We start from the raw sequence: 13,477 nt of genomic DNA, 5'->3' as shown, positions 1-13,477 counted from the left end.
GACTAAACGTGCATCCCTCGGAGCGGTGCTTTTCTTGTTTTCGGTTACTTATTTTTCCTGCGGTAAATTTCTCCGACTTTCTTTCTTCGATTTCTTCGCTGTTCCTTCTCGCGTTCTGCTGCCGCTTTCTTCTTATAACCTGGCTTTACCCGCGGTTTTTTAGCCTGGGCACGCCCGGATTCCTGCCGTTTTTCGCGGTAATCCGCCTTCACATCAGCAGTGGATACGCGCTCATCTTTGGTAGCCTCCCTGGGTCTGCGGGCACGCGGATCGCGTTTGGCGCCGCCAAGAAATTTCTCTTCTGCCCCCCCGCTGATGGCTTTAGAAATCCGGTTAAAAATGATTTTTTGGCGCGGGGACACTAGCGAGATGGCCACACCCTGCTGCCCGGCACGGCCTGTCCGGCCCACGCGGTGGATATAACTCTCCACGTCGGATGGCATATCATAGTTGAAGACATGCGTAATTCCTTCAACATCCAGACCCCTTGCCGCGATATCCGTTGCGACAAGATATTGAAACTTCGCTTCACGGAACCTGTCCATTATCTGCTCGCGCTTTTTCTGGCTCAAATCCCCGTGGAGGGCCTCCGCTTCGATTCCGCTTTCCTGGAGCCGCCGTACCAATTCATTGACGCGCGTCTTTGTATTGGCGAAAATAACCGCTAAATAAGGACGGGAATCCTTAATTAACTGAACAAGCACATCCGTCTTATCGCTCTGGTTGACCACATAGTACGATTCCTTTGTAGTCTCCGCAGTAATTTGCTTTTTCTCTAGACGGACAATCTGCGGCTGATTCATAAAGCGGTGGGCCAGCTTCCGTACGTCATCCGGTATGGTTGCAGAGAACAGAAGCACCTGCTTCTTCTGCGCAGTCTGGATAAAAACTTCCTCAACCTCTTCAAGAAAGCCCATTTCAAGCATTTTATCTGCTTCGTCAAGAACCAGCATCTTAATGCGGCCAAAATGCAGTGTCTCCCGGCGAAGGTGGTCAAGAATCCTGCCAGGTGTTCCCACCACAATATGTATGCTCCCTTGTAACTTGCTGATCTGGCGCATAATATCCTGCCCGCCATGTAAAGATAGCACATTGATATCCATGTGCTTGCTAAGTGCTGTAATATCTTCGGTTATTTGAATGGCCAGCTCCCGTGTAGGTGTCATAACGAGCGCCTGTATATCTTTTTTATCTGCCTCAATCATCTCAAGCATCGGGATGACAAATGCGGCTGTCTTCCCCGTCCCTGTCTGTGCCTGTCCGATTACATCCTGTCCTTTAAGAATTAACGGAATGGTTTCGCGCTGAATAGGCGTGGGTTTTTTATAATACAGGTTTGTGATCCCCTGTAAAACTTCTGGTTTAAGGTTAAATCCTTTAAATGATTCCATTCGTGCCTTCCTTTCTTTAAAAAGCGAACTATGCCTTATTTTACCCGAAATTAAGGTATTAGACTACAAAAAAACCCCTTCCGTGTGAAAAATACGGAAAGGGAAACGTTCACATCTTCGGTGGTTCTTTGCCCATTAATCGCAGTGTCATATTTACCTGCGCAAGATGGTATACCTCATGATCAAATATACGGTGAAGAAGCCAGCCAACTGTCGGGTTTTCTACCGGTTCCCCACGAAATCCATCCGGTATCGTAATCGGCCTCGTAAACTCATCTGCATCTGCTGCGGCCAAATACTCCAGCGTCCCCGCTCTTGTTTCCTGAAGGTACCCCAGTATTTCCGTGATGGTAGGCAGCTGCGCTTTTCTCTTCGGCTGAACATTCCCGCCTTTAAGAAGCCCCTGCACAAACCAGTCCTCCGCCTGGGCGATGTGGCGCAGATAAAAACCAATTGAATTTGGTGAACCCGTGACTTTCTGTTCCAGTTCTTCGGGAGTAAGAGATGCATACGCCGGTAAAAATCGATCCCTCAAATCATTCACAAACGGAAAAAAGGCAATGGCTTTCATCTTTTCCCTCCTGTATGTAACATGATACTCTCCCTTTTATTTTAACATTATTTAGAATAATTAAACTACAACCAAATGTACATGGAGTAGATAAACAATGCGGTTACGAGAATGGCCCCAAGCAGCGGCTTTAAAAGAAGCGACAAGCACACAAGCGAGACAACCCCCACAATTAAACCGATATCCATGAGTACAGGCACCATTTTAAAACTGATTAACGTTTTCATTGTTCATCCCCCACTAATTCGTTTACCTTATAAGTAGATTGTATAGGCAATCGCATTAGGCAGATGTGCCAAAGTTCACACGGTAAAAAAACATCGTGTGCCATGCCGCTCTCTTCTTTCCCCACATAGAAGTTTTTACGGCCGCTTTGTGGAACGTCGGGCGGACCGTCATTAGGGAATCTTGGTCAGTGGCAAGCGTAAGCGCAGGCAATGGCTTAGATTCCTTTATACCGTTTAGGTGCAACATCTGGGTAACTCAATGATGGAGACTGTTGTCGGTCTTTTTCGCCCTCTGTTCCACACGCTCCACAGGGGGAAAGAAAGGTGCGGACATGCGCCTCACGATGTTTTTCTTAGCTGTTTCGGGACCCGAGCTCCCATTTAAAAAATCGGCATTTCAACACTGTGAAGCAACGGCTTTTCTTTTTAACCAAGAGAAAGGGACCTACCGGTGCCTGCAGAAAGGTAAGTTTGATAGCTTAAGGCAAGTGCACTGTGTTCTACCATAAAAAAGAGGAGGCCCATAAAAGGACCTCCTTTCGTACTGGAACTGCTAAACGTGGTTCGCGTTCATTAATGGTTCAAAATTCCCTGCCGTTCTTGTTCATCATTTAGGCCGGTGACAACAATTTCATCGGAGCGTGTCATGAGCGCGTAACGCATACTGTCAAGAAGGGCCTCCCACGAAGCTTCAATAACGTTCGCGGATACTCCTACCGTGCTCCAGTTGTCCTTGCCGTCGGTAGACTCAATCAGTACACGTACTTTAGAAGCCGTTGCATCCTGTTCACTAAGCACGCGCACTTTGTAATCTGCGAGATACATCTCCCGAATCGCAGGGAAGAACGACTCCAGCGCTTTGCGAAGCGCATTGTCGAGCGCATTCACGGGTCCATTTCCCTCAGCAACCGTATGAACGATCTGCCCCTGCACATTAAGCTTGACCGTGGCTTCTGTTGAAATATGATGATCCCCGTGTCGCTCCATCATGACTTTAAAGGATTCAACAGTAAAAATTTCTTCCAATTCGCCCAGGCCTCTTCGCAGCAACAGCTCAAACGACGCTTCCGCCCCTTCATATTGGTAGCCCTGATGTTCCATCTCTTTAATGTGTTGGATAATCTTCCGATTTTCCGGATTGCTCTTATCCAGTTCGATGTTCATCTGCTGGGCCTTAAACAGCAGGTTGCTCTGGCCGGAAAGCTCTGATACCAGCACGCGGCGGCTGTTTCCTACAACTTCCGGCTGGATATGCTCGTATGTTTCAGCTGATTTTAATATTGCGCTCACATGCATGCCGCCTTTATGGGCAAACGCGCTGATTCCCACAAAAGGCTGGGAGTTCGGCGGATTAATGTTGGCAATTTCATATACATAGCGGGAAGTATTCGTCAGATTTTTAAGCTGTTCTTCCGGAACGCATGCGTAATCCATTTTTAACTGCAGATTGGGAATAACGGATACAAGGTTGGCATTTCCGCAACGCTCGCCAAAACCGTTGATGGTCCCCTGAACCTGCGTTGCGCCAGCTGTAACCGCGGAGAGCGAGTTCGCTACCGCCAGTTCACCGTCATTGTGGCAGTGAATGCCGATTGGCACATTTAAATCGCGGCATACGCGCGTGACCACACGCAAAATATCACTCGGAAGTGATCCGCCATTTGTATCGCACAGCGCCACCCAGTCAGCCCCCGCTTGGGCCGCCTTTTGAATCGTAGCAAAAGCATATTCAGGATTGTGTTTATAGCCGTCAAAGAAATGCTCCGCATCGTAAATAACCTCGAGTCCGTTCTCTTTCAAAAAACGAACCGAGTCAGAAATCATGCTTAAATTCTCTTCCAGTGTCGTACCGAGCGCTTCGGTTACGTGAAAGTCCCAGCTCTTGCCGAATATGGCTACCGCTTTTACCCCGCTTTCCAGAATCATGCGAAGGTTGTCATCCTGCTCAGCGGTAACGCCAAAGCGGCGTGTGCTGCCGAACGCTGTAATTTTAGCAGATTGCAGGTTTAACTCTTTAGCCCGAATAAAAAATTCCATATCCTTTGGATTGCTTCCGGGCCAGCCGCCTTCTATATAATGAACGCCCAACGTGTCCAATTTTTTCGCAATTTTAAGCTTATCGTCAACAGACAGGCTTACACCCTCACCCTGCGTTCCATCGCGTAGCGTGGTATCATAAATGGAAATTTGTGTCTTCATGCCCACAGCCCCTCCTAATTTTGTCCCTCTCACTTTTGTAATTGTCAGTCATTTTCTGAATAAGCCATTTTTTCTGGTAAGTATACCACACCCGCTTACACCGTATCCATACCTTGCATAAAATTTGGCTCGTTGTGTTATGATTAAGGGACGATACTCACAACGGAAAGCAGGAAAAACCGCATGACTAGCTTTTATTACGGAACGCCTGAGCCCCTCCACTGGGAAGATGAGATTCTTTTTATTCACTACCTAAAGGACCGGGTTGGCAAAACAATTCACAGCTATGAACATTATTTGATTGATGAAGCCCTCTTGACACCCGTCAACCTGGACTGCTTCAACTGCCATCTGGTCCATGGACAAAATTGTTGTGAAGGCGGCCAGCCCTATTCAATGGAAGGAACGAATCTGGAGGAATTCAGAAAGCACGCTTTCGCAATATTAGAGAGGCACACATCCACTGACAGGATCAGATTAGCACGCCAAAAAGGTTTATTCGAAAAAAGCGCCGCTACCAACTTTTATCCCTCCATCCGCGCCCATGAAGGAGACTGCCTGTTCTTAATTAAAGACAATGGACAGCATGTATGCGCTATTCACCGCTATGCGCTGGAAAACAAATTGGATCCTGGCAGGATTAAGCCCTTCAGCTGCTCGCTTTTCCCGCTTGAACTGATTGAATATGATGGAAAAATCCTTGTAACCGCCTTAACCCCAGAAACCGATTCTTTCAGCAGATGGGGCGATTTTTACCTGGACCGCTATTCGTGTGTGAACCATAAAAACAGGCCGTCCACAGCAGCGGACAGCCATTTTGCAAAAGAAGGGTATACACCTGCCTGGGAATGGAGCAAGGGTTTGCTTCGCTCCTACTGGGGTGAAGAAACCGTCCAGGAGATGGAGAAGGTACTGTATTCGAAACTTCCCCATTGATTGCAATTCAATGTAATCCCTGAGATGGGCTTTAATAGCTTATCCAAGGCTAAATGTTCCCAATATTAATTTCTATTTAGCAAAAACAGCCATTATTTTTTGTAAAGATTCCCTTTTTTAACTGGCTTATTCAAAATAACTATTTCAACGATGCTATTAAAAACTCCCTCTATCGGTGTTGGAACCTTTACGTGGCAACGATATAATTGGTTATTCGGCTCTATTACTCCTATTACCGGAATACAATTTGATGTAAACAAACAACAAACGGAGGATAATTGTATGGATAGAGAGGTGTCAACAGCCTTGTTCAGGTAGCAAAGTGTATAGCAAGAGGCCATCTAACAATATAAAACTGAAAACGATGATTTACCACCGAAAAGTAAAAAATAGTCAATTTAACAAACAAGGTAACTACTTACGTTAATGAATTGTTTAACATTATATTAAAACGGGTATTTACCGACAACTTCCAAAAAGGTGGAAAGTGAGGTGGGACCTGTGAAATATACTGCTAAACAGATTAGGCAAATAAGTGAAGGTAATCCTTCAGAAATTGCCCAGTTTATTACGACCCTTGTTGTACATATTGAAAAACTTGAAACACGCGTAAAAAAGCTAGAGCGACAGCTTGGCTCTAATAGCAGTAACAGCAGTAAACCGCCATCCAGCGATGGTTTCTGCAAACCAAAGAGCCTGCGTACTTCTGGCGGCAAGAGAGTAGGGGTAGTCATCACTGACTACCCCTCTCAATAAACCGTGCATGCGGGCCTACGCACACGGCTTTGACACCACATATTCCTTGCGGAGCATTAATTTCTGGTAAACATCGGTTAGTGTGATAAGACTTCGTTCCTTGAACCACCGTTTATTCATCGCTTTATGCACCATGGGGGAGTTTGAACTTCTCCATTTTCTCATCCTAATGCCCTCAAATTCTCCTTTGTACGAATGTTAGCCTTATATGAGGTTCGTGTTCCTCAGACCGGAGGTTTGCCGCCGGCTTCCTTCAGATTCGACCTTACGGTCGACACCCTTGCCTTAAGCTATGGTTACTACTGCCTTCACCTTCGGGACTTGAACCCTATAGATAATGCCCATGCCGGGCGCACTAACAAAAACGGACGTATCCCAAAGAAATACATCCGTTTTTCACTCACTTACCTGTGATTTTTTTTCTATCCAACTCCCTAGTGGTGTACCATCAATTAAAATATAAGAAGTTGATAATCTTTGATCTGGCTGTATGTACCACTTCTTGTTCATTTTACTTAAAGAATAAATTCTCTTTATTCCTGGATGATTTTTAAATAACACTACTAAATCCAAGTTTGTTTGTGGATTGTTTGGTGGTGGAGAATCCACCTTGACAATTTTTTTCGAATCTAAAATATCTGTAAGACTTGATATAATTTGTGGCTCCTTTGTTTGGACTTCCGCCCTTCCACTGCCAACCAATTGGATGTTAAAAATATTTTCCTTTGTTAACTTCACTGATGGAAGATTCTCTCGTAAATATACATTCTGATCCATTTCATTACGTATAAATATACAATCTTTTGAATTTTCACCTATAATTGCTTTTATAACCTCCCCATTGGAAGTGTAGGCAATTGTTGCACCGGTTTTAGGGTTAGTCAGTGTAAAGGTTGGCGCAGCTTCATAAATTGTACCGTTTAAATTCAGTTTTTTAATAAATCCAGCGGCGGACCAGTCACTTTTTTGGTAGTAAGCTGTTGGCCCGTTGTTACCCGGAAATTTTAGATAGCCCCATATGCCACAACAAATACATAATATTACCAAAAGTGATATTATGAGCCTTGTCTTCAAAAATCCCACCACCTTAATAAAAGTTATGTTAATGGGATACCATAAATTCCTGCTACCGTCTGAAGGTTTTTCTTATTTGTATTAATAGACTTAATAATGCTAGATGGTTCCTTTTTATTTAGCGCGGTTTCTAATTCATCACAGTTACTGTGAATACCATCCGCATATTTTTGCCCTTTTTTGCTGATGATAGCTGGATATATCACTGAATGAAACTCAGCGTGATATTCAGAAAAAATGGTATTGGACTCATCAAATTTCCCGCTTTTCACATCCTGTTCAATAGTAGAAAGTTCTGCCAATGCATGTTGTAAGCTGTCTTTTAGTTGATTATTGATGCTTGAAACGGTCTGCTTTACTGAAGGACTATCGGTACTCTTAGATACGCTAGAATCGGTGTGGGTGTTACTGCACCCGACTAAACCAAGAATTAAGAATGCTCCTAGGATGTTATGTAGTCTCATCATTTTTTCCTCCTGAATTTTTTACGAAAAGTTGAGGGAACGCATAACCATAGCCCTGTTATGCTTAAAACAATCATACAGAAAGCTGATAAGTCTGTGGCCCAAACAAAGGTCAGCCCATCAGTTTTTCCAGAGTGGACTTCAAAGATTATTTGTTGTATTCGAATCTCTAGGGGTGAAGAATATCCAATCCAAGATCGGTGATTTAACAATAATCCTGTAATAGCCATACCGATAATTAAGAACGCACCTATTGTTCCTGTGATTTTATGTGTCACCCTAAGTAGTCTAAACATTTTCTATCCCTAATTTACGATAGGCATAGAAATGCTTGCCGGTTTATTATGTAATAGGTTTTTTAAGTCATTAACAGGTATAGCAAAGTTAATCTGTTCACCGTCATCCAACCCGCCATTCGTAACACCAATTACTTTTGAGTCCAAAGAAAATAATGCACCACCAGATGACCCAGGTGATAAAGGATTAGTTATCTGAATAAAAGACTGACCATCAATTGTCCTTTTGACACTACTGATAATTCCTTGTCCGATTGTTCCTTCCATTCCTTGTGGATTTCCGATACTTACTACTGTTTGTCCATCGCTTAGCTGAGATGAATCACCGAGAACAACATGCGGTAAAGAAACAGCTGGATTAATTTTTAGAACTGTAAGGTCACGAATCGGATCATCGTATAGAACCTCTTGTGAGGTATAAACTGTACCATCAGATAGCTTTATAATAACATTCGGAGATCCTGTTGTAATGTGATGATTTGTAACTATTTCGCCATTAGACGTGAGGATAAAGCCAGAACCGAATTTATTAGAGCTAGAATCATCAGCTGTTGACATAACAAGAACGATTTTATTTTTGTTTGTAGCCACACTCTCTACGTCCAGCTGCTTCGAAGAAAGGATTATTGTTTTAGTGTCACTATTCCATTTGGCAGTTAACCAAAAACTATCTGATAACGGCTGTACTGGAACCATTATTTGATTAGTGGTGGAAAGAAAAGGTGCCTCCACTGTCATTGGTATATCAGTCTTATATAACAGTGTACTTCCTACTTTAAGAGCAATCGTAACATCTTCTTTTGAGATGAATACGGACTTATCTACAACACTCCATTCGACTGATGCTCCAATGGCATTGGCTATAGTTCTTACCGGAACAAAAGCGTGACCTGAGTTATTTATAAATGTGGTTTGATTTGTATAGATTACATTACCATCTAATGTTAAGTTCGTTTTAACTGAGGAAGCGTATCCTGTTTTTGGACATACAAGGGAAAAGATTAGTAATAGAAATACTAAATATCTCATTTTTTACTCCTTGCCTAACAATAATTACTGTTATTTTAAAGAGGACAAAGCTGGGTAAACCCAGCTTTGTTTACTATCATGAATTCCAATTTAATCGTTCATCATGATTTAAGAATGGGAAACTTGAACAATTGTAACCATGATTGGTTGAAATGCCGCGGTAATAATCGTTCGAAGGTTTATTTGAACCATTGTTAGCGTATGTGTCACAGTAAACATTTGCTGTATTTATGCGATCTACTGTATCCATCGCTTCTTGGACACAAAAACTACCATCACTGTAACCAGACAAAAAGTATGGGTCATTATAATAGTCGTAGCCACCAGCAACAGCTTCTTCGCAATCTGAACTGTTCCAAGGGAAATCTGCACCGTAATCCCCTGAAGATTTGTTACAGCTAACATGGTTAGTGTAATCCAAGATTTTCATGTATCCATGGTTAAGGCCTACAAGCTCACCTGGATAATAAGGTCCTACGGTAGCATAAAATTCATGCAGTTTGTTACTAGTATTATTCGTACTTCCTACTAAATTGTGTATGGTTGCAGTGTGTTGAGTACCTGCCATTTGTTGCATAGAGGCGTTACTAGACATGTCCATTCCACTCATACTTTCTGTTTTAGAAGAATTTGACATCCCCGCCATGGAAAATATATCCATATTTTTGTTCATGTTGTCCATCATTTTTGTTGGAGTGGATTTAATCGTAATTGCTAGATTGTTGTCGCCAGCTTTTAAGTTGACATTATCTTCTAACGATTTGGCGCCGTTTTTTTGTAGGATTCTCTTTTGATTTCCCGCATGAGTTTTGGCTGTAAAGTTCCCATCTGCATCGGTTGTTACAATCGTTGAACCGATCGTAAGTTCTTGAAATGGAAGCGGGATGAGAAGATCAACGGAACTGTCAGGATTTGTTTGGAACCTTGAGAGTAATCTATCACGATGTTGCTTCTTTTCGACTTCTGAAACATTTTTATTTGCTTCAGCCTTATCGTATAACTCTAGCATTTTGTTTTTCCAAAAATTTGCTTCGTCATGTGTCATAGCAACGTCTAATTGAGCATGCCCGCTCACATTGGCGCTTTCCGTCACCGATGGAGATGGAACTGAGATGGAATCTGGTGTAGTTGATTGGGCGGATGCTTGGGTCAAAGCAGTTACGAACAATCCAGTAATAACAGATGTGGCCACTAAACCAGTAAATAATTTATTCCTTTTTTTCATTAAACAACCTCCATTAGTAATTTTTGTATGTACATACTTTTTAAATAATTCAATGTTTTCCTTGATATTCCTTTGACGAATACTGTCGAACAAAAAATAAATATATTCTAATAATGCTGAAAAAAGGAAATGATAACCAAGTAGCTAGTATTTAATACTCATTATGTACTCATAATTAAAGCCACAGGGTGGCTGGTAAAATTATTAAAGTGGTATCCCCTTTTTGTCAGAAAGATGAATGTTATCGCTTTCAACTATGTGTGTATTTCTCCTTCAATTTAAAGTCCTCCATTGCTACGATTTTAGGTGTTCGTTGTACATGAACTTGGCGATAATAGAAACAATCAATCTAAAGGAGATCTCAAATGTGCGGTCGATTTACTCTTACAACAGATCTTAATACTATACTTGAAACATCCAATGCGGTCACTGATATTGAAACTTTCACCTCTTGGGTGGGAGCACATTAATTTACTTGCGAATATACCTTTGATACGAAAAAGGTAACAAGTTTAAATTCTCTTCGTCCTCTTATTCAATAAAATGTAGCCGAAAATTCCTTAACGTAGGAAAAATCGGCTTTTTAATTGTCGAAATTTGCTTAGCGTATGTTTTTCGCGTTTTGTTGGTAGGACCCCTTTATAGAATTAATATTGGATAAGCTTTTAGTCCAAGTTTACCTATTCAAAGTTTCTCAGCATTGTGTCATAGTTCTACAGATGAGGCGATTTTTACCTGGACTGCTATTCATGTGTCAACCACATAAACAGGCCGTCCACAGCAGCGGACAGCCATTTTGCAAAAGAAGGGTATACACCTAGCTCATACAGGGCTAACGTTAACGGCGGTCATTTTAAATCCAGGCATTTTACAGGTTGGGTCAAGGTTAGGCGAAACCAATTTATTCACATTTTGCTTATCGCCCCAATGGATCGGAACAAACACAACATCTTCCCGTATCTTCGTTGTGAATTTGCTCCGTAAGACGATACTTCCTCTTTGTGAACTTATCCTTACAAGCGCATCATTTTCAATTTGGTATTTTTGTGCCGTACTCGGATGAATTTCAACAAAGGATTCCGTATTACGCAACGCCAGCGTCTGGCTTCTTCTTGTCTGCACCCCTGTTAGGTAGTGAGACATTACACGGCCTGTCGTTAAATAGAGCGGAAAATCCCCATTGGTTTCTTCCTGCGGGTGGTAGTTTTCCACAGGAACCATAACAGCCCGCCCGTCTTCGTGGGCAAACGAGTCCTCAAATAGCCGCCTGGCACCCGGAAAATCAGGTGATGGGCATGGCCAAAAAACCCCTTGTTCCCTGCGAATGCGTTCATAGGTGATGCCATAATAATCGGCAATTCCGCCGCGGCTGGCGATACGTAATTCGTTAAAGATATCTTCTGATGTTTGATACGGAAAAAATTGAGCTTTTCCAAACACGCTTGCAACTTCACAGAGAATTTGCCAATCATGTTTAGACTTGCCTGGCGGTTTTCTCGCCGCAGGCCGATGCATCACACGGCCTTCCAAGTTCGTGACGGTTCCTTCATCTTCTAAATAGGAGGAGGATGGCAGGATTAGATCAGCTAATTTTGCCGTCTCTGAAACAAACATATCAACGACAACTAGAAATTCCAGTTTTTTAAGCCCCTGTTCAACAAACTCGGCATTGGGATTGGAAACAAGTGGGTTAGATCCCATAAGAAATAACCCGGAAATTTGTTCATTGTGGATTTTTTCCATTAACTCATAGGCCGATACACCTTTTGTTGGGATATCTGCTTCCCTGACCCCCCATACTTTGGCTATATATTCCCGGTGCTGCCTGTTTTCGATAGATCGGTAACCCGGGAGCTGATCCGCTTTTTGTCCATGTTCTCTGCCGCCCTGGCCATTAGCCTGGCCTGTTATGGCACCGAATCCGCATCCCATTCTACCGATTTTGCCTGTTACTAAACAAAGGTTTATAAAATTGTGCACGGTCATCGAACCGTGGGCTTGCTGCTCAACCCCTCTGGCTGTAAACACCATACCTGTCTTTGCTTGCCCAAATTTTGCTGCAGCCTGCCGCATTTGACCGATCGGTATACCGGTGCTACTTTCTATTTCTTGCAGTTCAATGTTTGCAACATGATCCCGCACCTGTTCAAACCCTTTCGTGCGCGCGTTAATAAAGGAGAGGTCGGCATGCCTTTCCTCAATGAGGATCTTTAGCAACCCATTAACGAGTGCAGCATCCATACCGGGTTTTACTTTTAGATGCAAGTCTGCAAGTCTGGCAGTCGCTGTTTCTCTCGGATCGATAACAATGATGAAGGAACCTTTTTGTTTGGCTTTTGTAAAATACGGCAGTATGGTGGGCTGGCATTCCGCAATATTGGTTCCCGCTAAGATAATGCATGCTGCATGCTCGATATCAGCTAACGGCATCGTTAAACCCCGGTCGATGCCAAAAGCCTTGTTTGCTGCAGAGGCAGCCGCTGACATACAGAAACGGCCATTGTAGTCCATGTTTTTCGTCTGTAAAGCAACACGGGCGAATTTGCCTAATAGATATGCCTCTTCATTGGTTAACGATCCGCCTCCATATACAGCTATAGCATCTGCACCCTTTTGCTGTTGTATGGCAGTAAACTTTTCTTTTATCACATGCAAAGCATCCGGCCAGGATATGGGCACAAACTCGCCGTTGACTTGCAACAATGGAGTCTTGATGCGCTCAGCCGTAACAGCATGCTCGTATGCGTTTCTCCCTTTGATGCACAGACGGCCTTCTGATGTTGGATTTTGTGCAGGAATGACTTTATAGGAGATTCGGTCTCCAAGGCGGCTTTCTATCAGCTGCATCTTGCACTGCATACTACAGAAAGGGCATTGTGAATCAAGTATTTTTTCCGTCTCCTCTTTTAGCTGTTTTGACCGAAATTCCTGTAATAAATCATTCATCAAATCACCTTTTTTTCTGATTGTTAAATTCGAAATTAAAGCGTGACGAAAATGTCATTGCCCTCGATCGTTACTTCATACGCCTTAATGCATCCGGTATCTGGCGCTTGCACCACCCCATCGCATAGGGAAATCTTCCAGTCATGCAGGGGGCAAAATACATGGTCTCCCGAAACCATTCCCTCTGATAACGAACCTCCCTTGTGCGGACAGCGGTTCTGCACAGCCCGGACGGTTCCATCTTCCAGCAAAAACAGGGCGATCTCTTGGCCTTGTACGGCAACAGTCTTTCCAATTCTTTCAATTAAGTCTGATTTCTCCGCTACTTTCAATTTCAGCGCTTGCATGTCTCTCATCTCCTCT

At 43.1% G+C, this 13,477-nt stretch carries 12 protein-coding genes; 2 read left to right on the top strand and 10 right to left on the bottom strand.

Going from position 1 to position 13,477, the window contains the following annotated elements; all coding sequences use genetic code 11:
- Nucleotides 1-44: 44 nt before the first annotated feature.
- The 4 genes from PP175_RS06725 to cimA form a co-directional block, all read right to left on the bottom strand.
- Complete coding sequence (locus tag PP175_RS06725; RefSeq protein ID WP_272442020.1) at nt 45-1,391, bottom strand: DEAD/DEAH box helicase; 1,347 nt, start codon at nt 1,389-1,391, stop codon at nt 45-47.
- 109 nt (nt 1,392-1,500) lie between these two features.
- On the bottom strand, nt 1,501-1,962 hold the full coding sequence (locus tag PP175_RS06720; RefSeq protein ID WP_272442019.1) for a DinB family protein: 462 nt from the start codon (nt 1,960-1,962) through the stop codon (nt 1,501-1,503).
- A 65-nt stretch (nt 1,963-2,027) separates the two neighbouring features.
- The gene (locus PP175_RS06715) at nt 2,028-2,189 is read right to left on the bottom strand and encodes a hypothetical protein (protein WP_272442018.1); all 162 of its coding nucleotides are present in this window, start codon (nt 2,187-2,189) and stop codon (nt 2,028-2,030) included.
- Nucleotides 2,190-2,762: 573 nt separating this feature from the next.
- The gene (cimA, locus tag PP175_RS06710) at nt 2,763-4,388 is read right to left on the bottom strand and encodes a citramalate synthase (protein WP_272442017.1); all 1,626 of its coding nucleotides are present in this window, start codon (nt 4,386-4,388) and stop codon (nt 2,763-2,765) included.
- 183 nt (nt 4,389-4,571) lie between these two features.
- On the opposite strand from cimA, the gene PP175_RS06705 reads away from it, so the two are divergent.
- Complete coding sequence (locus tag PP175_RS06705) at nt 4,572-5,324, top strand: DUF3109 family protein (RefSeq protein WP_272442016.1); 753 nt, start codon at nt 4,572-4,574, stop codon at nt 5,322-5,324.
- A gap of 492 nt (nt 5,325-5,816) precedes the next feature.
- Nucleotides 5,817-6,080, top strand: a complete 264-nt coding sequence (locus PP175_RS29850; RefSeq protein WP_442870429.1) for a DUF6444 domain-containing protein — start codon at nt 5,817-5,819, stop codon at nt 6,078-6,080.
- A 396-nt stretch (nt 6,081-6,476) separates the two neighbouring features.
- On the opposite strand, the gene PP175_RS06695 is transcribed toward PP175_RS29850, so the two are convergent.
- From PP175_RS06695 to nirD, 6 genes are all read right to left on the bottom strand, one after another.
- Nucleotides 6,477-7,154: a hypothetical protein gene (locus tag PP175_RS06695; protein ID WP_272442015.1), complete on the bottom strand. Its 678-nt coding sequence runs from the start codon at nt 7,152-7,154 to the stop codon at nt 6,477-6,479.
- A 23-nt stretch (nt 7,155-7,177) separates the two neighbouring features.
- Entirely contained in the window at nt 7,178-7,621 is a 444-nt protein-coding gene (locus tag PP175_RS06690; RefSeq protein WP_272442014.1) for a hypothetical protein, read from the bottom strand.
- 302 nt (nt 7,622-7,923) lie between these two features.
- Complete coding sequence (locus PP175_RS06685) at nt 7,924-8,943, bottom strand: trypsin-like peptidase domain-containing protein (protein ID WP_272442013.1); 1,020 nt, start codon at nt 8,941-8,943, stop codon at nt 7,924-7,926.
- A 76-nt stretch (nt 8,944-9,019) separates the two neighbouring features.
- The gene (locus PP175_RS06680) at nt 9,020-10,168 is read right to left on the bottom strand and encodes a hypothetical protein (protein ID WP_272442012.1); all 1,149 of its coding nucleotides are present in this window, start codon (nt 10,166-10,168) and stop codon (nt 9,020-9,022) included.
- Nucleotides 10,169-10,990: 822 nt separating this feature from the next.
- Entirely contained in the window at nt 10,991-13,117 is a 2,127-nt protein-coding gene (gene nasC, locus PP175_RS06675; protein WP_272442011.1) for an assimilatory nitrate reductase catalytic subunit NasC, read from the bottom strand.
- A 32-nt stretch (nt 13,118-13,149) separates the two neighbouring features.
- Entirely contained in the window at nt 13,150-13,470 is a 321-nt protein-coding gene (gene nirD / locus PP175_RS06670) for a nitrite reductase small subunit NirD (RefSeq protein WP_442870428.1), read from the bottom strand.
- Nucleotides 13,471-13,477 lie beyond the last annotated feature (7 nt).

Origin of the sequence: Aneurinibacillus sp. Ricciae_BoGa-3 (genome assembly GCF_028421645.1) — a bacterium.
Taxonomy (GTDB): domain Bacteria; phylum Bacillota; class Bacilli; order Aneurinibacillales; family Aneurinibacillaceae; genus Aneurinibacillus_B.
The sequence above is the reverse complement of the archived record's forward strand: the minus strand, read 5'-3'. Positions and strand labels throughout refer to the sequence as shown.

What these genes read in the sequence shown, in the direction of transcription:
- PP175_RS06725 (WP_272442020.1), bottom strand. Translation starts at nt 1,391, where the DNA reads ATGGAATCATTTAAAGGATTTAACCTTAAACCAGAAGTTTTACAGGGG.
- PP175_RS06720 (WP_272442019.1), bottom strand. Translation starts at nt 1,962, where the DNA reads ATGAAAGCCATTGCCTTTTTTCCGTTTGTGAATGATTTGAGGGATCGA.
- PP175_RS06715 (WP_272442018.1), bottom strand. Translation starts at nt 2,189, where the DNA reads ATGAAAACGTTAATCAGTTTTAAAATGGTGCCTGTACTCATGGATATC.
- cimA (WP_272442017.1), bottom strand. Translation starts at nt 4,388, where the DNA reads ATGAAGACACAAATTTCCATTTATGATACCACGCTACGCGATGGAACG.
- PP175_RS06705 (WP_272442016.1), top strand. Translation starts at nt 4,572, where the DNA reads ATGACTAGCTTTTATTACGGAACGCCTGAGCCCCTCCACTGGGAAGAT.
- PP175_RS06690 (WP_272442014.1), bottom strand. Translation starts at nt 7,621, where the DNA reads ATGATGAGACTACATAACATCCTAGGAGCATTCTTAATTCTTGGTTTA.
- PP175_RS06685 (WP_272442013.1), bottom strand. Translation starts at nt 8,943, where the DNA reads ATGAGATATTTAGTATTTCTATTACTAATCTTTTCCCTTGTATGTCCA.
- PP175_RS06680 (WP_272442012.1), bottom strand. Translation starts at nt 10,168, where the DNA reads ATGAAAAAAAGGAATAAATTATTTACTGGTTTAGTGGCCACATCTGTT.
- nirD (WP_442870428.1), bottom strand. Translation starts at nt 13,470, where the DNA reads ATGAGAGACATGCAAGCGCTGAAATTGAAAGTAGCGGAGAAATCAGAC.